15 protein-coding genes are annotated in these 19386 nt (G+C 44.8%); 11 read left to right on the forward strand and 4 right to left on the reverse strand.

The window, feature by feature from the left end:
• Window positions 1–16 precede the first annotated feature (16 nt).
• The 6 genes from MINF_RS07245 to accB all read left to right on the forward strand — a co-directional run bounded on the left by MINF_RS07245 (window position 17) and on the right by accB (window position 5943).
• The gene (locus MINF_RS07245) at window positions 17–733 is read left to right on the forward strand and encodes an HAD family hydrolase (RefSeq protein ID WP_148205191.1); all 717 of its coding nucleotides are present in this window, start codon (window positions 17–19) and stop codon (window positions 731–733) included.
• Between the two features lie 42 nt (window positions 734–775).
• The gene (locus MINF_RS07250; protein ID WP_012463971.1) at window positions 776–2203 is read left to right on the forward strand and encodes a dihydrolipoyl dehydrogenase family protein; all 1428 of its coding nucleotides are present in this window, start codon (window positions 776–778) and stop codon (window positions 2201–2203) included.
• A 49-nt stretch (window positions 2204–2252) separates the two neighbouring features.
• A complete protein-coding gene (gene cysS, locus MINF_RS07255) occupies window positions 2253–3662 on the forward strand; it encodes a cysteine--tRNA ligase (protein WP_012463972.1) in 1410 nt (469 codons plus the stop codon).
• Window positions 3650–4291, forward strand: coding sequence for a dTMP kinase (gene tmk / locus MINF_RS07260; RefSeq protein WP_148205192.1), 642 nt, complete (start codon window positions 3650–3652; stop codon window positions 4289–4291). The genes cysS and tmk overlap by 13 nt, the downstream gene beginning before the upstream one ends.
• Window positions 4275–5159: a DNA replication protein gene (locus MINF_RS07265; RefSeq protein WP_012463974.1), complete on the forward strand. Its 885-nt coding sequence runs from the start codon at window positions 4275–4277 to the stop codon at window positions 5157–5159. Before tmk ends, MINF_RS07265 begins: the two co-directional genes overlap by 17 nt.
• A gap of 331 nt (window positions 5160–5490) precedes the next feature.
• Window positions 5491–5943 carry an acetyl-CoA carboxylase biotin carboxyl carrier protein gene (gene accB / locus MINF_RS07270; RefSeq protein ID WP_012463976.1) on the forward strand — a complete coding sequence of 151 codons (453 nt, stop codon included), beginning with the start codon at window positions 5491–5493 and terminating at the stop codon, window positions 5941–5943.
• Here accB and MINF_RS07275 read toward each other — a convergent pair.
• A complete protein-coding gene (locus tag MINF_RS07275; protein ID WP_012463977.1) occupies window positions 5930–6544 on the reverse strand; it encodes a D-sedoheptulose-7-phosphate isomerase in 615 nt (204 codons plus the stop codon). The genes accB and MINF_RS07275 overlap by 14 nt on opposite strands.
• Before the next feature lie 44 nt (window positions 6545–6588).
• Here MINF_RS07275 and MINF_RS07280 point away from each other — a divergent pair, with 44 nt between their 5' ends.
• Window positions 6589–7701 (forward strand): LptF/LptG family permease, encoded by a 1113-nt coding sequence (locus MINF_RS07280; RefSeq protein WP_048810255.1) that lies wholly within the window; start codon window positions 6589–6591, stop codon window positions 7699–7701.
• A gap of 4 nt (window positions 7702–7705) precedes the next feature.
• On the opposite strand, the gene MINF_RS07285 is transcribed toward MINF_RS07280, so the two are convergent.
• Window positions 7706–9229, reverse strand: a complete 1524-nt coding sequence (locus MINF_RS07285) for a peptidylprolyl isomerase (protein ID WP_012463979.1) — start codon at window positions 9227–9229, stop codon at window positions 7706–7708.
• Between the two features lie 123 nt (window positions 9230–9352).
• Here MINF_RS07285 and lnt point away from each other — a divergent pair, with 123 nt between their 5' ends.
• From lnt to MINF_RS07315, 4 genes are all read left to right on the forward strand, one after another.
• A complete protein-coding gene (gene lnt, locus MINF_RS07290) occupies window positions 9353–10984 on the forward strand; it encodes an apolipoprotein N-acyltransferase (protein WP_048810256.1) in 1632 nt (543 codons plus the stop codon).
• 225 nt (window positions 10985–11209) lie between these two features.
• A complete protein-coding gene (locus tag MINF_RS07295) occupies window positions 11210–11680 on the forward strand; it encodes a phosphate-starvation-inducible PsiE family protein (protein WP_012463981.1) in 471 nt (156 codons plus the stop codon).
• A gap of 351 nt (window positions 11681–12031) precedes the next feature.
• A complete protein-coding gene (locus MINF_RS07305; protein WP_012463983.1) occupies window positions 12032–12376 on the forward strand; it encodes a pyrimidine dimer DNA glycosylase/endonuclease V in 345 nt (114 codons plus the stop codon).
• An 870-nt stretch (window positions 12377–13246) separates the two neighbouring features.
• Window positions 13247–17122 carry a hypothetical protein gene (locus MINF_RS07315; RefSeq protein WP_012463985.1) on the forward strand — a complete coding sequence of 1292 codons (3876 nt, stop codon included), beginning with the start codon at window positions 13247–13249 and terminating at the stop codon, window positions 17120–17122.
• Between the two features lie 534 nt (window positions 17123–17656).
• Here the strand turns inward: MINF_RS07315 and MINF_RS07320 are convergent.
• Window positions 17657–18376: a hypothetical protein gene (locus MINF_RS07320; protein WP_048810259.1), complete on the reverse strand. Its 720-nt coding sequence runs from the start codon at window positions 18374–18376 to the stop codon at window positions 17657–17659.
• Between the two features lie 131 nt (window positions 18377–18507).
• Window positions 18508–19083, reverse strand: a complete 576-nt coding sequence (locus MINF_RS07325; RefSeq protein ID WP_012463989.1) for a hypothetical protein — start codon at window positions 19081–19083, stop codon at window positions 18508–18510.
• Window positions 19084–19386 lie beyond the last annotated feature (303 nt).

The following is a 19386-nucleotide window of genomic DNA, read 5'->3' on the forward strand; positions in this document are numbered from 1 at the left end:
GGAATTGCCCCTTTCCATGAAGAAAACAAAATACATATTTTTGTGGGATATCGATGGAACGCTCATACAGTCTGGAGGAGCAGGAGTCAAAGCCATTTTCCGCACCATAAAAGAGCTCTACAAGTTGGAATTAACTCCTGAAGAAATAGACTATAGGGGGAGAACAGATCTTATGATCGCCAAGCAAATCTTAAGTCGATGCGCCGTCCCTTTTACCTCGAAGAATCTTTCCCTCTATAGCAACTATTACTTTAGAGTTCTTCGAGAAGAAATGCTCCAAAGTCCCAATGGAAATCTGTGTCCTGGAATCCTGGATATTGTAAAAACATTGGATCAAATCCCTACAGTAAAGATGGGGCTTTTGACGGGAAATTTCAAAAAAGCTGCCCAGATCAAGCTTTCCCATTTCGGGCTGTGGACCTATTTTTCATTTGGCATTTTTGGGGATCTCCATGAATCCAGGGATTATCTTGCCCAGACAGCCTCGGAACTGGTTAAAGGAATGATGGGACCTGTAATCGAACCGAAAAATATCTGGGTAATAGGAGACACTCCCCATGATGTTCTCTGTGCTAAATCCGCCGGTTTTTCTTCGGTTGCCGTCTCCACGGGGGGATTTAGCCAAGAGCAACTAGGGAAAGTCTATCCCGATCATCTTTTTCCAAGCTTTTCTAGACCCTCCGATTTCTTTTCCCTTTTCCCTTTTATCGACCTTCCCGATAAAAGCAGATGATCCGGTAGAGAAGAAAAACGGTAAAAAGAAAAGAACGGTAAAATGAAAGAGCCTTACGAGCTAGCGATCCTTGGTGCGGGATCGGCAGGCTTTGCTGCAGCCTCGGTAGCTTCAAAAGCGGCAATACGCGTCGCCCTGATCGACGAAGCTGAAAAATTAGGGGGACTTTGTATTCTCAAAGGATGCATGCCTTCAAAAACTTTTATCGAATCGAGTAACCGTTTCTGGGAAATCCAGCAGGCCAAAAACTATGGACTAAACGTAGAAAACCTTTCTGCGGACATGCTTCGCATACAAAAGAGGAAAAGGACACTGGTAGAGGAATTTGCCCAAGGCAGGGAAGAAGAAATGCTTTCTCTGCCGATCGATTTCATCCGCGGGCGGGCTTCCTTTATCAGTCCTCATGAGCTGGTCATAAAGCAAAAAGGGGGTAAAGAACGGCTCATTTCTTCAAAAACTTTTATCATAGCTACCGGATCTGTGATCGATCCTTTGCCCATTCCAGGCTTAGCCCAAACGGGATTCTTGACCAGCGACTCGGCATTGGAGCTTGAACGGCTTCCTGGAAGCCTGACTATTTTAGGAGGGGGAGCTGTGGGTTGTGAATTTGCCCAGTTTTTTTCCAGGCTCGGCTGCAAAACGACGATCATTCAACGAAGTCCCAGGCTCGTCAAGTCATTCGATCCTGAAGTTTCCGAATGTCTCAGGGAGGCTTTTCTATCTGAAGGCATCGGTGTTTTCAGCGATACTCAAATCGAAGCGGTAACAAAAGAAAACGGCTATAAAAAAGTTTCTTTTCTTTACAAGGGAAAAAAAACGGAGGTCTTTTCTGAAGAAATATTGTATGCCCTGGGAAGAAAACCCAACGTCGAAAAGCTTGGATTAGAAAAAATCGGAATCGATATCCAGGTTCAACCCCTATCTCTCAATGACAAAATGCAAACGGCCATTCCCCACATTTTTGTAGCGGGAGATGCCTCCGGAAATTACGGTATAGTCCATATCGCAAGGGAAGAGGGAGAAATTGCGGCGAAAAACGCCCTTGAAATCCTTGCCGGCAAACCCCCATCCAACGTGGTATGCAGGCGTTTAACCATGGAGGTAGTTTTTACGGATCCCCAAGTCGCCATGGTCGGCTTATGGCCTTCAAACAGAAAAGCGCTTTGCGCAAAGTATTTTTTCAAAGATCACGGCAAAGCGATCATCGAAGGTAAAGAAAAAGGCTTTGTTAAAATTTGTGCCGATCCCTCTTCGGCAGAAATTCTTTTTGGAACGATCATCGGCCCCCATGCTTCAGAGTTGATTCATCAACTTTCCACCTGCATATATTATAGGGGCACTGTTGAAGACCTATTAAAAATGCCTTTTTATCATCCTACCCTTTCTGAAATCCTAAGCTATCCGGCCGAAGAAATTTTCTCCCGGCTTAAGGAAAAAAAAGAAAAAACTCATCCAGCCACCACCCGATGATTTTCATTGAAACCAAAAATTTCTAACCACAAAAATTAAACATCTAGCCATGGTGAAATTCTCATTTGCCCTTCCTCCATTCCAGCTTTTTAATACCCTTTCTCGCCGAGTCGAGCCGATCAATCCCATCAACCCCCCGCAGGTTACGATCTATGCCTGTGGGCCGACGGTTTATAACCTTGCCCACATCGGTAATTTCAGAACCTTTCTCTGCGTGGACCTCTTGCGGAGAGCTCTTGAGCTTTTTGGTTACAAGGTCGTTCATGCGATGAACTATACCGATGTTGACGATAAGACCATTGCCGCTTCCCGAGCAGCGGGAGTGGCTTTAAGCGCCTACACCCAGCGCTATATCGATGAGTTTGAAAAGGATATGCGCTCTCTGCACATGCTTAAACCCCACTTCCAACCCCGGGCAACCGAACATATAGAAAAAATGATCGAATTTATCCGCCAGCTCTTGGAAAAAGATCATGCCTACATCGGCGTCGATGGGTCAGTCTATTTCAGGATCAACTCTTTTCCCGAATACGGGAAGCTTTCCCACCTGGAAAAGGATAAATTAAAGCTGGGAACACAGGTATTCTCCGATGAATATGTCAAGGAAAATTACGGCGATTTTGCTCTCTGGAAAGCGAGAAAGACAGAAGATGGGGAAATCGGTTGGATTTCCCCGTGGGAAATAGGCAGGCCGGGATGGCACATTGAATGTTCAACCATGAGCATGTGTTACTTAGGAGAAGAGATCGACATTCATTGTGGAGGAGTAGATCTGATTTTTCCCCATCACGAAAACGAAATAGCCCAGAGCGAATCCGTGACAGGGAAGAACTTTGTCCGTCACTGGTTCCACGTCTCTCACGTTCTTGTGGAAGGAGAAAAGATGTCCAAGTCCCTGGGAAATATTTATACTTTGCGGGACATCATAAATAAGGGGTTTAGTCCAAGAGTTCTGCGCTACCATCTTTTGACTTCTTCCCACTACCGGCAGACCCTTAATTTTACATGGCAGGGCATGGAGTCGTCACGGGAAGCCCTCAAAAGGATAGACCAGTGGTTAAGCAGGCTGCAAAACATTCCCCCTTCTCAGTTTCAACAGCAGGAAGGGCCTGAACAGCAGTTGTTTGTCCGCCGCTTCATCGAAGCTCTCGCCGATGACTTGAACATAACTGAAGCTGTTGGTCATCTCTTTGAATGGATTAGGCTAACCAATCGGCTGATGGATAAAGGAGAAGCTCTTCCCCAAATCGATAAAGCCTGGCAACTGGTCGATGCCGTTTTAGGTGTAGGAGAATTAAATGTTCAAGTCCCACCTGAAATCCAATCTCTGCTGGCGATCAGGGCTGAAGCCCGGAAACACAAGGATTGGCAGAAAAGCGATAACATCAGGCAAAAGCTCCAGGAAATGGGATGGATAGTTCAAGACACCCCCGAAGGACAGAAAGTATGGAAGGAATAAAAGCCCGTTTCATAAGCTTCGAAGGCAGCGAAGGATGTGGGAAAACTACCCAGATTCGCCTACTCAAAAAAAGGTTGGAAGATCATGGCCAGAAGGTTGTTATCGTGAGGGAGCCCGGGACGACAAAGCTTGGAGAAAAGCTTCGCCGGATCCTTAAGCATTCTTCCTTAAGCCTCTATCCTCTAACCGAACTCTTTTTGTTTGAAGCGAGCCGAGTAGAGCTAACCAAGAGAGTCATCGAGCCCGAAATGGCTAAAAATTCCTGGATTCTGGCCGACCGTTTCGTCGATTCCACCCTCGTCTACCAGGGCATAATCCGAGGTATCCCCTTAAAAACGATCGAAGAATTAAACGAGCTGGCTTCATCGGGCATAAAACCCACGCTGACCATTCTCTTGGACATTCCGCATCAGTGCTCACGGTCTAGGATCAAAAAAAGAGACCATAAAAAGACGATAACCGACAGGCTGCAGGATGAATTTGAAAAATCCCTTGAACAAATAAGGCAGGCCTATCTTGAGCTGGCTCAAAGGGAGCCTCACCGCTTTTATATTGTCAAAGGGACGGATAGCCCTCAATTTATTTCAGCTCTTATATGGGAGAAAGTGGAAAATGTCTTTAAGTTATGAAACTTGTCTGCGTCTTTTCAAAAAAGCCATTTTAAACCGAAGGTTGCCATCGGCTATCCTGTTGAGCAGTTCCAGTTCTTCCCTATTGGTGAACCTAGGAAGGGAACTTTCCAGAGAGCTACTTGGAACAGATCCCACAAAGCATCCCGATTTCTATGTCGTTAAGCCCCAATCAAAATTAAAACGGATCAGCGTTCAGCAAGTCAAGGATGTTTGCAGGGATCTTTATTTAAGACCCTATAGAGAGTCAAGAAAGGTATGTCTCTTATTGGAAGCCGAGAGCATGTGCTTGGGAGGAGGCGAAGCGGCGAACGCTTTTTTAAAAACTCTCGAAGAACCTCCTTTAAATACGACAATTATTTTGACTTCAACCCGGCCCATGGCCCTTTTCCCTACCCTCTTATCCCGATGCTTACGCGTTTCTGTAAGGAATCGACCTTTTGAAATTTCTCCCGAAGAGCGGGAGCTTTGGCCCGAGGTTCAAAAATGGCTTGAACCCGACAGCGATCCAGAAAGGGAGAAGCTCAAAAAAATCGCCCTTCTCCATGATTTTCTTTTAAGAGCAAAAACGCCTCTTGAACCTGGAAAAGAAGAAAAGGGCCCGGGAGAAAAAGAAAGCCAGGAAGCCCTATCGGCAGAAACACATGAAAAAAGAGAAAAGTTTTTGCGGCTTGTCGAATTGGCTTATTGGCATAAAATCCAGGAAGAATTGGAAAAAGGTTCCCCGCCAAAAAGTTGCTTAAGCTTTATAGATGAAATTCGGACTATCGAAAGACTAAACCAGGATCTCAGCTATGGAATGGATGAAAACCTGGCCATAGAGGCCGCCTTTCTCTGCCCACAAAGGATAAAAAGCAATAACTCTTAAACCATGGATTGATGAAAAGAGCTTAGGGCAGAAGGGCCGGAGACGGAATGCCGGATTAAATGAAAAATGAAAGCTCTCCCCCCTTTTTTAGACGTCTTGAGGCCCAAGTTATTTCGCCGGGAGCTGTGGCAGAACTCCTTCGGCTGTTATCCGAGAGTATATCAAGAGTCAGAAAACACCGGAATGAGGCGGCTTATCCGCTTCCTGAAGGAAGAGGGTAGAGGTGGGTTTTTTTTAAGATCAAATTGGTAGATGATCGATGGAAATACATTGATTGTAAAAAGATTTTCTTCAAAATGGAAGATATTGAGGAAGATAGAAAAAGAAATCTATGGACATAGCTAAAATTGCAGAACTTATCGAGCTGATGATCAAAAACAATCTTAATGAAATTGAGATTGAAGAAGAAAATTCCAAGATCAAGCTTAGGAAGGATTTTCCTCCTCAACCCCCCCCTATCCCTACTCCTCCTCATTTTTTCGGAAGTAGCCAGCATGTCGTAGAAATCAAAGATAAAGAACCGTCTCTTTTAACCCCTTCCCGGACGGCCGAGATTCGATCCCCCATGGTAGGCATATTTTATAGGGCTCCTTCTCCTAACGCTCAACCCTATGTCGAGGTGGGCCAGGAAGTCTACGAAGATACGGTCGTATGCATTATCGAAGCCATGAAGGTGATGAACGAAATCAAGGCAGAAGTCCACGGGATTATTACCGAGGTGTTGGCCGAAAACGGCAAGCCGGTAGATTTTAACAAGCCCTTGTTTAGAGTTAAACTGCTTTGATCTCTTTCCTGGAAGATTCCCATTCTTCAACGATCTCAAGCAAAACGTGTGCAGCCCAGCAATGCATCTCCTGGATTCTCGAGGTATTATCGCTGGGAACAATCCAAGCCAAATCGACCAGATCCGCCAGCTTCCCTCCTCCTTTGCCCAGAAAAGCGATGGAGAATATTTTCAGACTCTTGGCTGCTTGGGCCGCCCGAAGAAGATTGCGGGAATTCCCACTTGTGGAAAACAAAATTAAAAGATCTCCAGCCTTTCCCATGGCTTCTATTTGCCTTGAAAAAACCTCTTCAAAGCCAAAATCGTTGGCAATGCAGCTCAGAGTCGTGCTATCCGAAACAAGCGATAGGGCACCAAGAGGCCTTCTTTTTTCTTTAAATTTTCCGAGCAACTCTTCGACAAAGTGCATGGCTTGAGCTGCGCTTCCTCCGTTTCCAGCACAAAGAACCTTTTTGTTTTGCTCAAAACAGTAGAGCAGCCGGTTTGCCGCTTTGGAAAGGATGCTTGTTGTTTTTTCCACTTTTGCGGCTAAATCACGAAGCTCTCTCAATTCCGTTTCAATGATTTGATTTGATCTTACCAGTGTGTTATCCATATTCATTAAGAACTACGGCCGAATATACAGCGATATCGGGCTTCTGGATAATGAAAAAGATTCTCTTCCGTTACCTTTTTAAAGGCTTCTTATTCCCCCTTCTTTTTACGATCGTTGCTTTCTGTTCTTTGGTCATTATTGCCGATCTGTTTGGATCACTTGAAGATTTCATTCAAAACAAAGCTACGCCCGGTCAAATTTTCCACTATTACCTCGCTTACCTGCCCGCTGTCATCATCATGATCGTTCCTCCTGCTTCTCTTTTTTCTTCCCTTTACTTCCTCATGCAACTGCACAGGCACGGGGAACTGATAGCCATGCAAGCCTGCGGTGTTCCCCTGCAAAAAATATTCACCCCTTTTTTGATCATTGGAGTGCTCGTCACTCTTTTTCTTGCAGCCCTTCAACTGGGTCCAGGCGGCAATTCCCAGGCTAAAAGAGATCAGATTCTTGAGGATATCAAAGGAAACAAAACCGCGGTGCATGCCCTCCGGGGAATAATCTATAAAGAAGAAGCCGAAAAACGAATTTGGTATTTCCGCCAACTTGATTTCATTAAAAATCAAGGAGAAGATGTAGAGGTCGTTGTTCAAGAAAATTCAGGGAAAGATTTAAAAAAATATTTCGCCCGCAAAGCTGCCTGGAAAGACAATCATTGGATTTTCTACGAAGTGAACCGGATCGACTATGACTCTGCAAACAATTTTTTGCAAAGTACTTATTTTGAAACCCTTCCCTTGGTTTCCTGGAATACCCCTCCAAGGCAAATGGTTGCCCTTGAAAAAAAGCCCCGTGATCTCAATGCTTCCGAACTTTGGAAGTTGATCAATAAACCACGGAGCATCCAAAAAACTCTCCTTGCTCCTTACCAAGTGCAGTTCTATACCCTTGTTGCTGAACCTCTAACCATACTGGTTCTTCTGCTTATCGGCCTTGCCGAAGGGGGAAGACTCAGCAGCAGGCATCCGACGGCAGGAGTTTTTAATGCGCTCTTTATTCTCATCGCCTTCTATTTGATTTTTCATTTCTTTCAAATTTTAGGCCAAGGCTCACGAATCCCTCCCGCCGTTGCCATTTTCAGCCCCCTTGTCGCCTTTACCCTCTTTTCCCTGTTCAGGATCGCCCCCCTTTTCGGTATACGTTTCCCAGGCAAGCATTCCTAACCGGTTAGTTATCTTGAAGCGCGGGCCTTTGCAACAGGGAAGAAGGAGGCATATAGCCGGGAAGCTTGCTTCTAGTTATCACCCACTCCTCCAAAAACGCTTGTCTTCTGCTCATGAGCAAATCCTTTTCGAGCCTGTCCTTTATTTCCAGTTCATTAGGCATTTCCGGAGCAGAACGATTCTCTAAATAAATAAACACTCCTCCATTCATGGTGGGTAAAAAATGGCTTAACCGCATTGGTTCCAACAGTTGACAGAGAAAACCGATTTCATTGCCCGCTTCCAAATCCTTGGGAGGATCAATTGGAACAAAGGCAGGAGGCTTCTCAACGCTGAGCCCTTCGGCCTTAGCCAGCTGTTCAATATCTTTACCCTCTTTAAGGGCCCTGTTTAAGTCTTTCTCGATTTGTGCCGATTTCTGAAACAAGGCTTCAAAAGCTTTCTTTCTTTTTAGTTTTTCTTCAACAGTGGATTTTATCTCATCGAAAGGACGCAGTGAGCCTTTTTCTACATTTAACAGCACAACCACGTAATAACCTTTTGAGGTTTCAACCGGTTCACTCACCGCTTTATCAAGGGATAGCCCAAAAACGGTTTTAGAAAACTTTTCAGGCTCCACGATGGCTGAAGGGGGTTTGTCGGCAGGGAACGGTTCGGTTAGTTGGTAAGATAAATTTTTTTCTTTGGCGAGCTGCTCGAAATTCGCTGCCGAATTTTCCACCTGTCGAGAAGCTTCTATGGCGAAATCTTCGGCTTGTTCCAAAATTTTCCTCTTGGCCTCTTCAAGCTCTTTTCCCTTCAAGTTTTGCAATTCAGCAGGAAAGGGGAAAAAAACAAACCCGGCTTTCCGTTTTTCGGGGGTATAATAATCTGGATCTTTGGGATGGCTTTTGTATTCTTTTTCTATTTCCTCAGGCTGGATTTGGATATTTTTTTTGAAATCCTCGAGGTTCATCCTCAGCAACACAACTCGAACTTGGCCGAAAGTCATGGCATAAATCTCGTCGACTTCCTTGGGAATAACTTCAATAGGAGCAACCAAGGCCTTTTTTACCTTTCCAATAACAAGTTCTTCATGCATGACCTGTAAAAACCTTTCCTCGGATATTCCCTGGGGAGTTAAAAAAGAAGAAACAAAACGCTTATACAGGGATGCATCATACTTCCCTTCTTTTTGTAAGAAAGGGAGTTGTTGAATGAACCGTACAACTTCTTCTTCGGGGACGATGCAGTGGAACTCCTTTGCCGCTTGAAGAAAAATGAGCCTAGTCCAAGCCATTTGATCAAGGATGAGCTGGAGATTTTCTCCGTAGGACTGCCTTGAGCCGCTCAAAGCCATCTCGATGGAACTGGCTTGCCTTGCTAGCCTGAAGGTTTCCAAGGAAATATTTTTCCCCGCGATTTTGGCAACAGAAGGATTTTTCAATCCACTCAAAGCGGGTATGTTAAAAAACAAGAGGAAAGATATGCCGATTGCGGCAAGCACGATAATGAGTAACCAGGAGTGGGTTCGTAAAATTTTTAACATAGCTTATCTTGTTTTTATCCCGTTTCCCCTCGTCATGGAGAGATACCCTAAAAAGGGAAAACTAAAGAGTTCAATACTATTTTCATTTCCTTTTTTTTATGGTCTTAAGTGATTAATCGACCCATGGACAATCTAAAAATAAAAGAAAAAAAAACAAAACGCATCTTCATTCCTTCTTCCCTCCTTTTTTTTGCCTTCCCCTTGCTTTCAGCCATCCTGCTGGGTGTTTGCTTTAACCCCAAGACTCCTTTTTCTCTTGGCTGGATAAGCCTCATCCCCCTCCTTGCTTCCGCCGATCTCTATCAACAGGATCCGTGGAAAAGGATGGGGTGCGGTTATCTTTTTGGAATTTTCTTTTTCAGTCTTTCATTTTGGTGGATCGGACTGGTGACCGTGGCCGGAACGGCTCTGCTGATCGCTTACCTTGCCCTTTATCCTGCACTTTGGCTTTTAGCCTTGAGTCGTCCCCTCGTCAATTTTTCATCCCCCTCTTCTTCCCCGAGCAACATGCTCAATGCCCTTGCCGTGGCCAATCTATGGATCATTCTCGAATGGGTAAGAAGCTGGCTCTTTAGCGGATTTTCTTGGAATGCACTCGCAGCGAGCGCCTACAAGAACATTACTCTTATTCAAATCTGTAGCCTGGGCGGGGTGTTTTTTCTTTCTTGGTTAATCGCCTTTACCAACGGCCTTCTTTATTTTTCGATCCGCGCGCTCCTCAAACATGATGCTTCGCAGCTGCCCTACTTCCCCAAAATGGAAGCGGCAACTCTCACTCTACTTTTTGGACTCTGTTTTTTTTATGGAGCCCACCGGTTAAACAACTTGCCCGGTGAAAAAGCCTTAAAACTGCGCTACGCAGCCATTCAACCCAATATTCCCCAAGATTTAAATATTCCCGTTGACCCTGAAGAAGCTTTCCTAGAAGAAATTCGCTTAAGCCGACAATCCCTATCATTCAAGCCCGACCTGGTTTGTTGGCCAGAAAGCCCTTTTGGCCTTGATTTCTTTTCTTCACCCAACCTCCTTGAACCTATCCGCAAGCTCCAAGCCGTTCACCCTTTTTCTTTCCTCTCCGGCTCCTTTAAAGCCACATCCAACGAACTTTTCAATGTCGCCGTTCTATTTAAATATCCCGGGGAAGATCCAGAAGTTTACGCCAAAAACCGCCTTGTTCCTTTTGGGGAATTCATTCCCTTGGCCCACGTTTTTCCTTTTTTACGCAAGCTGGTTCCTTTTCAAATCGATCTCTCTGCCGGTAGAGAACCCACACTGTTTTCTCTTGAAAACCCGCGGCTCAAAATCGCCCCTTTAATCTGTTTTGAAGACACGATCGCCAGCTACGTTCGAAAAATGACGGCCCAAAAACCCGATCTTATGATCGACCTTACCAACGACGGATGGTTCAAAGACTCCCCGGGAGCCTTTCTCCATATGATCAACGCCCTCTTCCGCACGGTCGAATTAGACATTCCCCTGCTTCGGTGCACAAACACGGGCGTTTCGGTATGGATAGACCAGAGAGGAAGGATCACGAACATCCTTACCCAAAATGGGGCTAAGGCGGTAGATTGCAAGGGGATCTTGCTTGGAGAAGCCTACTGGCATCATCCGGTAGAGACCCCATATCAAAAATTCGGGGATTGGATCATTCTATTGGCTTTTATAAGCTTGGTATTCCGTTTCTTCATAAAAGAAAATAAAGAACAAAATCAGCTCCAAGCTACTTCCTTAAAGCCCAGCTCAAAAACATGAAAAGCAAACTTTAAACTTTATCGCTTGTTAAGCAAGGAGAAAAAACCCGAATTCCAAGCCGGTTTCCCCATTGATTTGGCTATTAGCCCAACCTCCATGGGCATACCCCATTGTCCATCAAGGAAATTGGTGTCCAAGGGTTGACGATGCTCTTTATTCAGATAGATTACCCAAATCTTGTAAATCTCAATAGAACTTTGTACTTCCTTCCTATTCCAGCTGACTATGCAAAAAGTCCTTCTCTTTTTCTTCCGAGTCGCTGTTAACGTGGCTTTTAACCTGATTATCCTCCTGCTTCTCATTGGCTTGGGAGTGGAGATCGTGCGCAGCGTGTGGGAACTTACCCCAGGATTAACTAAAAATGTCTCTGCTTGGAGCTTTAGGGATCTTGTCGGCCGGATCCTTTCACTTGTGGTGATACTCGAGCTTTTGCGAGCCTTCGTAGAGTATTTCCAATTCGATCGCATTCGACTCCATGTCCTATTAGAAGCAGGAGCAGCGTTTGTCTTAAGAGAACTGATGCTTTCTTTGCTCGATGAAAAGATCTCCGGCCTAAACGTCTTGATATGGAGCCTTGCGGTCATCATCCTCGTGCTCGGCCGAACGATTGCCCTGCTTTATCCCCCCTTGCTCTTCTCCCCCTCCAAGCACCTTCAAGTTGAAGCCCATCAAAAAGAAAAGGAAAAAAAAGAGTAGCCCAAATGGATGTTCCCTTGCAGGGAATAAAAGGAAAACTATAGCGTATAAGAAAACCAGCGTAAGAACCAACAAAAGTCCCTTTTTTTCCGCAATCCTATTATCAAAAAGGGCCTTTGCTTGTTTTTTTCTTTTCCCAAAAGGGAAAAGAGCTGAGAGGGCAAAACGGGAAGTTTCTTTCTGAAAGTGAATCGACAAGGGATAGAAAATTTGAAAAAGCGATTGTTCAAAAAGGTTACAACCAAGCCAAGCACCGCCTAGAAAACCAAAAATATTCACTTCAGCATTCAATCCATAAAGAAAGAACAGATATTTTCTTAATAAAAGGGATCCAAGCAATAGAATATACGAATGAGAATATGGGATATTGAACCTCAAAAACTCTGCAATAAACACCTGCTTGGTGAACATAGGGAACTTCATGCCCTATGGACAATACTAGTTCAATCTAAAAAGGGATACGCAAACCATCCTGAAACTAAAAGATGGAGGGGAAAATTAAAAGCACTATTTTTAAGACATGAACAATTGGTCAAAGAAATGGTTCGAAGAGGATACAAACACAAAAGCCCTCTTGATCAAAATCTGGCTTTGGGCTCTGGCATCCAAGACCAATTCGTTGATTCTATTGAAAAACAAAAAGAAATTTTAAAAAGAAAAAACTGTCCGTGCCTCTTGGATGAAAAGAACTCTTAATTCATCGATCTTAATAATATAAAAATAACTGACAACAGCTCACTGCTCTTTTTCAAAAAACCCTTTAACTTGCCTAAAGCGAAAAATGAACTGATTGTGGTTCACCCGAGCATGAAATCAGAATCCTCTGGCTTGAATTTAATAAGAAGAAAATCTTTTGTATATAACCCAAATCCAATTATTCTATTTCTATCGATGTACCTATTTTCCTAATATCCGTAGTGGAGGTCATGCCAGGGGGATTAACCTTGAGCTTGCCTCACATCGGGATAACGCAATAGCAAGGAGGTCGCCAAGGAAAACCGGCTTTGCTATTTGTCCTAACAGCTCCGATGAAGCTTTTTACACCAAGGTGTTAAGAAAACCGGGGATGGGTTGGTTCGGCTCGGACAATGAACCAAAGCTTGGAAGAAATTTCTAGCAATGAAAACTGGGCATGGGTATGCTAGGGGAAAAAAGAGAGAGGTATAAAAAATAAGCGGGATACTGTCATGGATAACTTGGAAAGAGGATTAAATTCTAAAATTAATCTGTGCATTTAGAGTTTATTTATAGACTGTTATCGTAAGTACCCATTCATGCTCCAAGGACTTAAGAATTATAGAATTGATTTAAAACAGTCAATTATTCTGGATAGTAGTCGATAGCCAGTTGCCTATTAAAAATTTTTCAATTGAACTCCATAGCCTCTTCCACACTACCCTCAAAGCTAAAACCAAGGATGAAGTTACTGCCTTTCTTTCAGTTCCAGGCAATCCCAAGAGTATTTTTTTTCCGGTTTAAGTGATAATATTTCCAGTTGTCAATCGAAAAGAAAAGCGTATGGTAATGGAGTCAATGGTGATTAATATACTATAACGTGTTATATATATGAATGTATTACCCTCGACCTTCAACTCACCTCATAGTGGAAGTGGCGAACCTTTTAGATTCATAGATGAAAAGGACTTGGACCAATGGGCCGCTACCATTGAGTGTCGAGGCAAGCTGGCAGAGCTAATAACACGCCTCATCTATGCCGAAAAGGGACCGGAAGCAGAACTACGCTTTCCAAGCGGTGAAGCGAGTGAACTCAAAGGCTTGGACGGATTATGTAAAGTTCAGGTCGGAACAATATACGTTCCTGGTGGTGTATCTGTCTGGGAGCTCTCGACTCAAAAAACAATCAGGGATAAGGCCAACGAGGATTTTGAAAAACGAACAAGACAACCAGGAAGCATTAACCCGCAGGAGTCAACTTTTGTTTTCGTGACTCCATGTCTTTGGTCCAAAAAAGAAGATTGGGTTGCGGAGAAAAAGGCGGGAAGAACCTGGGCTGATGTTCGTGCCTACGATGCCGTCGATTTAGTTCACTGGATCGAGAGATATCCTGGAGTTGGTCTTTGGCTTGCTGAGAGCCTAGGTAAACCTTTCAGTGGTCTTCGGCTGATTGAAGAAGAATGGAAAAAATGGTCGAGTTCAACGAAGTGGTCGATAAGTACGGATCTTGTCTTAGCCGGCCGCGCCGACGAGGCTATTCAAATTCGCAAGTGGCTTCAGGGTCCACCCGGTGACATAGCCCTGAAGGCCGAATCGGTTGAAGAAGGGATCGCATTCTTATACGCAGTCATCGATCAGCTCCCCGTTGAATACAAGATGAAACATCTTGGACGCTGCTTGATTGCGGCCGAGCCCGACCAAGCAAGAAAACTTGAAAAGAGCCTTTCACCCTTGATCATCGTCATCGAGAAAAGCACCGATCCTGGTCTTACCGATATGCTCGTTATGGGAGGACATCACGTTTGCATCTTGAGATCGATGGTAGGCCCGATACAAAATGAAAGTAAAGAAATCTCTCTTCCCAATGCTCTTCAACACGAAATGAAACTAGCCCTTTTAGGGATGGGGTTGAGCGAGGAAGAAACAGAAAAAGTAGCCCGGGATACGGCCGGTAGTCTTTCAGTCTTCAGAAGGCTCTACCCATCCCGCACCGGAAGCATCGAACCTGATTGGGCTAAACCAGAAAATGCCCGAAAAATTATCCCGGCATTTCTTGCCGGAGGCTGGAACGCTGACAAAGAAAGGTACGAAGATTACAAGCAACTGGAACGTCTCACAAGAAAGAACTACCATGAGCTAGAAGGGGAGCTGACGGTAATGCTTGCAAAAAGCGACTTTCCCCTAGAGAAATTGAACAGCACCTGGAAGATTGCTTCACCCCGCGATGCTTTTTCCTGGTTGGCTCCTTACATTACAAATGAAGATCTCAAGGTATTCGAGGAAGTCGTCGTTACTGTTCTTGGGGAACCGGACCCTCGATACGACATGGAGGCTGACCGCCGTTTGGTAGCTCCATTCACGAGCCGGATGCCTCGCTACTCGGAGGACCTTCGGCAGGGCCTAGGCGAAATGATTCTTTTGCTTTCCATATTTAGTAAGGAAACTGGGCTTCGCGACGCAGAGCTGGTGGTAGGCAGGATAGTGAAAAGACTTCTTCACGGTGCCGACACGTGCCGATGGTGGTCGATGCACTCCCAGCTTCCCCTGCTAGCGGAAGCCGATCCATATGCTTTTTTATCGGCCATCGAAGAGAGTCTTAAGGGCGAAAATCCACCGGTACTCGAGCTTTTTAAGGATGCGTCCATTCATTTACCTATCCCTAGTCAAGTGGTCCACTTCTTGGTTTCGAGCCTGGAACTTTTGAGCTGGAGCCCTGAATATTTAGCACATGCATCCCTTCTTCTGGCTCGCCTCGCCAAGCTAACCCAGTCCCAGCCCTTTAACGGCCTTGATAACAACAGCCCCTTCAAAAGCCTTTACTCCATCTTTTTACCCTTTTACCCGCAGACCTATGCGACATTGCAACAAAGGCTAGAGGACCTCGACCGATTAAGGGAAAAAGAACCTCAGGTCGCCTGGGAGCTGATGTGCTGTCTTCTAGTTCTAGTCGGGAGGTATGCACAAAACCAAGCATATCGACCCCGGTGGCGGGATTTTTCCAAAAAACGATCCGAAGAACGCCTCACAGTGCTAATGTTCCACGATGAAATCACCAAGCGGCTGTTAGAAGAAGACATGCAAAAGGAACCCCGGCTTTGGATTTTACTGTTTAATACCGACTCAGACTTCGGCTCTTTTTCTTGGCTGACTCCTGAGCGGCGTCGGAAAGCAGTTGATCTGCTCTCAGGTTCAATCCCTCGGCTGGATGATAATGTAAAGGAAGAGTTGTGGGCAACGATCAGGAATTTCCTTCATTATCACAGGTTATGTGCCGGGGCAGACTGGGCCCTTCCAGAAAGCGAATTGGTTCAGCTAGAAGAGATCTATAACCGGCTGACGCCAAGCGATCCCCTCAAGCAGTTCTCTTGGCTTTTCACAAGAGAGCCGCAGGTCATAAATCCATCTTCATACGATCTTCAGTCTAACGAGGAATCAGTAGAAACAGCTAGAAGGGAAGCCGTAGAAAAGCTGGTAGAGTATAGGGGAATTGACGGCCTGTTGGATTTTGCACAGAAGGTGGAATATCCCCATGGCGTTGGAACCGCAGCTGCCGCCTCCAATATAGAGGAAAGCCAGCTTCTTTCTCTCCTTTCCAAGACCCTTGGTAAAGGCGATAAAGTTGCTTGTTTTGGCCGTGGAATCGTTTGGTTTTACGCAAGGAAGAATGGAATCGAATGGATAGAGAGACTGATCGATCATGCAAAGGAGAAAGGTTGGGATAAAGAAGCAGTTCTTGATGTTTTTTTGGCTGCACCGCCCAACATTGTTCTTTGGAACCGCCTCAAAGCTTTAGGCAGGGATCTTGAGGAAAAGTATTGGAAACGGGTAGGGCTTTTGAATCCCGAAGAGATTGATAATGAGTGTTTCGTAATTGAAAGCCTTCTTTCCGTTGGTAAAGGACTTAATGCGGCTTGGATTGCAGGGCATTGTATGCGCGAGCTTCCAACGGATACTCTCGCCAGGATTATTGACCAGTCGCTGATTGAGCTGAATACTCCTAACCCAAGAATAAGCTTCAGAGGATTATCACAGTATATTCTTTTTATTCTTGGAAGATTCCTACAAGAACTCTCCCGGAGATCGGATGCCAATCCCAAGGAAGTAAACCAACTCGCTTGGTCGTACTGTTTTTTTCTCAGTGATCCCTATGTCTCTGCTAGTCCGTTTCCGATCCTTCACGAGCGGTTGAATGAAGATCCTGAATTTTTTGCTGAACTAATCAAGCTAGGGTATTCAACTAGTAAAACTTGCGGGGCTCAAGAAACGGAAGAGGAAGCAAAAGCACGGAAGGCCAAGGTTCAATGTGCTATTTCTCTTCTTAATTCCTGGAAGGGCATTCCTGGGACTGAGAACGGAAAGATCAATGAAGAGAAGGTTTTTCAATGGATCAGGAAAGCAAGAGAGCTGTGCAAAGAAGACAAACGGATCGCCTTCTTTTGCGACCTTCACATCGGGATCATGCTTGCACGTTCGCCAGAGGAAGCAGATGGGGAGTGGCCAACCGTCGCCGTTCGTGACGCTATCGAGGAATTCTTGAACGATGCCATTGAAGGAGGACTTATCTCTGGCAAGCTCGGACCCAGTTGGCGCTCTCCATTTGAAGGGGGTGAGCAAGAACGAAAGCAAGCCTCTCAATACCGAAAGTTTGCCGATGCCCTCCGGACAAGCTGGCCTAAAACTTCAAAGGTCCTCCGCCGTTTGGCAGAGTTCTACGAGAAAATGGGAGAGAGCGAAGACATTGAAGTAAGGCGCCGAGACTTGATATAACCGGCTTAAGCCGCTGCCAGGCAACAGATTGGTATTTTTTGACCATGCCTGCGTCACCCAGTCTTGATTGATCAAGCCCTCTGCCGATCCGCAATCAACAGGCATTGACATGTCTTGAGAGAATGCCCCAAGATGTTTTGCCGAAAGGGCAACTGCAAGCCAGAACAAACCGATTTCGCTTTCTTTCTCAAAAGCCCACTTCTATAGTTTTTTTAGGATGATCAATGCTACTTATAGAATATCATTTGTCGCCATCCTGTTTTTATAACCATATGCAAGACTATTTTTGCCGGCTTTGTGGCTTTGTGGTGAAAAAAAACCTGATCTTTTGAATCCTTTGATTACCACTGGACTTGCTCTACATCCATTTTCAAGATTCAAAAAACAATCCAGCCCTTTCCCATCATAACCTCATCCACAAAATAAATAGTGTGAAAAGATTGCCGATGTGTCAGCAATTAGACCATTTTTATATCTTTTCGATTATCTGGAAATAGGCACTTGAGAGGAAAAAAAATAAGAATGAGAAAGGGATTATTGGACATTCCAACCTGTGGTTTTAAACACGGCATTTGACCTGATCTTTGCAAGCCCAAACATGCTTAGGTAAAGATTATCCGCTATATTCTTAAAAACGTAATCTTTATGAAAAACGAAGAATACCTTGCTTGTGTAAAGATAATAGATCTCTCCACTAGGACACCTAGGGTGGGCATAATGTGGCATGCCAAGAACATAGATTGGATGCTCTTTGGCTGTTTTTTCGCCTAATGTTTGGGGATCAATACTTACAATCCTCGGCCTTTCCGTTGCGTATATCAGCATTAAAGGATTCATCACCGCAAGATCCGGCTTTTCGAGGGTTTGAGCAACTTTTAAGATCTTTAAGATCTTTTTTACTATCTCGGATGGTTTTGAATTGGCATTGCTTTGAAATGTCAAATCCACTTCTCCGGGGAGAAGTTCGCTGAATAGAACCATAGAGAGAGGTCTTCCAGCATGGTCCACAGGTTCATCAGTAGGAAATGGAATGTGAGAGCCGGATTGTCCTTCCTGGACAACCGTAAAGAACTTCCTGAATTGCCAGCTCCGTACATGTGGAACTATTTTATATTGGAAACATTCCCCATTCCGATCTAATTCAAACACACCTTCTCCAGCTTTGCGTGCGTTTTTCAAAAGACCCTTGATTACCGGATCACTTTTCCAGATGTTCACTAAGTCTTTTGGTGATGTGACGGAAAGAGAAGGCATTTAAAGTATACTACACACCGGTTCTTACACTACCAAAAGAAAAAAACCGATAAAATGGATGCAAAGACTCTTCTATCCTGGTAGGCTCAGGCTCAATTCCAGCAAGAATCGATCCAAACTTTTCGGACCATCTAGTGTAGTTCGGATTGGACGGGTATTGCCCGCTTCACATGGCTACTATCCCTATTATTGAAAGCTTCGTCCGGAACCGAAGTACGCGAAGGGTCAACCCACCGAATAGCGGCATACTTATCAATAACCGCGTAGTATAGACTGGAATTTCCCCAGGAATAGTTGTACCCGGTCGAACCAGAGCCGTTTCCTAAAGCTTGCTGTTGGTTGTTTCCAACCCAATTTCCCGATGCTCCAACGACGGACTTTTCTTTATCGAGAAGGAGCAGGGCATCGGCCCCAACTTTCTTTGCTATGGTTACTGCACGAGTAATTGGAAAACCAAAGAGGCCGTTTGCAGCGGTAATGAACCCGAAAATTATGTATGGTCTGGCGGGAGGAGTTGTGTAGACTTTCATCCCCTTAACAACGGTATGGGCACCGGAACCCTCTTGGCCGGCCACCGGTTGTTCAAACGGCTCCCACTTTGCTCTTATGGCCAAGGCCGTTTTTGTTTCAACGGCAAAAGTCCCAAGGATAATCAATGACACTAACAGGATCGTTTTAACATCCCAAAAACTTTTCTTTGTTGGCATTTTCCTAGCAGTCGACGAGGGTTAATCGGTGAAGAGACTGGTCCGAATTTTCCTATGCCATTCTGTCACTTAAGGTAAGGAGCAAAGCAGTCTTCCAGGAAAATTGCCGCTACTGCAAAATTTTCACCGCAGCATTGACTTGGTTTGCTGGTTTTACCGGGTTTAAGATTGAACTTTTCAAAAAAAGAATAGAGTTTCATGTTTTTTTCCTCTTGGGACGACAAAAACTATTTTATTTCGTAACAATCAGCACATCAAGGATGATTACATCTCATAGTCCTGGAATTTTTTTACCACCCTGCT

It is taken from the genome of Methylacidiphilum infernorum V4, from assembly GCF_000019665.1.
Classification (GTDB): Bacteria; Verrucomicrobiota; Verrucomicrobiia; order Methylacidiphilales; family Methylacidiphilaceae; genus Methylacidiphilum; species Methylacidiphilum infernorum.

Bases quoted from the DNA above. Each gene is read 5' to 3' on its own strand.
- MINF_RS07245 (WP_148205191.1), top strand. From the start codon at position 17: ATGAAGAAAACAAAATACATATTTTTGTGGGATATCGATGGAACGCTC.
- MINF_RS07250 (WP_012463971.1), top strand. From the start codon at position 776: ATGAAAGAGCCTTACGAGCTAGCGATCCTTGGTGCGGGATCGGCAGGC.
- cysS (WP_012463972.1), top strand. From the start codon at position 2,253: ATGGTGAAATTCTCATTTGCCCTTCCTCCATTCCAGCTTTTTAATACC.
- tmk (WP_148205192.1), top strand. From the start codon at position 3,650: ATGGAAGGAATAAAAGCCCGTTTCATAAGCTTCGAAGGCAGCGAAGGA.
- MINF_RS07265 (WP_012463974.1), top strand. From the start codon at position 4,275: ATGTCTTTAAGTTATGAAACTTGTCTGCGTCTTTTCAAAAAAGCCATT.
- accB (WP_012463976.1), top strand. From the start codon at position 5,491: ATGGACATAGCTAAAATTGCAGAACTTATCGAGCTGATGATCAAAAAC.
- MINF_RS07275 (WP_012463977.1), bottom strand. From the start codon at position 6,544: ATGAATATGGATAACACACTGGTAAGATCAAATCAAATCATTGAAACG.
- MINF_RS07280 (WP_048810255.1), top strand. From the start codon at position 6,589: ATGAAAAAGATTCTCTTCCGTTACCTTTTTAAAGGCTTCTTATTCCCC.
- MINF_RS07285 (WP_012463979.1), bottom strand. From the start codon at position 9,229: ATGTTAAAAATTTTACGAACCCACTCCTGGTTACTCATTATCGTGCTT.
- lnt (WP_048810256.1), top strand. From the start codon at position 9,353: ATGGACAATCTAAAAATAAAAGAAAAAAAAACAAAACGCATCTTCATT.
- MINF_RS07295 (WP_012463981.1), top strand. From the start codon at position 11,210: ATGCAAAAAGTCCTTCTCTTTTTCTTCCGAGTCGCTGTTAACGTGGCT.
- MINF_RS07305 (WP_012463983.1), top strand. From the start codon at position 12,032: ATGAGAATATGGGATATTGAACCTCAAAAACTCTGCAATAAACACCTG.
- MINF_RS07315 (WP_012463985.1), top strand. From the start codon at position 13,247: ATGAATGTATTACCCTCGACCTTCAACTCACCTCATAGTGGAAGTGGC.
- MINF_RS07320 (WP_048810259.1), bottom strand. From the start codon at position 18,376: ATGCCTTCTCTTTCCGTCACATCACCAAAAGACTTAGTGAACATCTGG.
- MINF_RS07325 (WP_012463989.1), bottom strand. From the start codon at position 19,083: ATGCCAACAAAGAAAAGTTTTTGGGATGTTAAAACGATCCTGTTAGTG.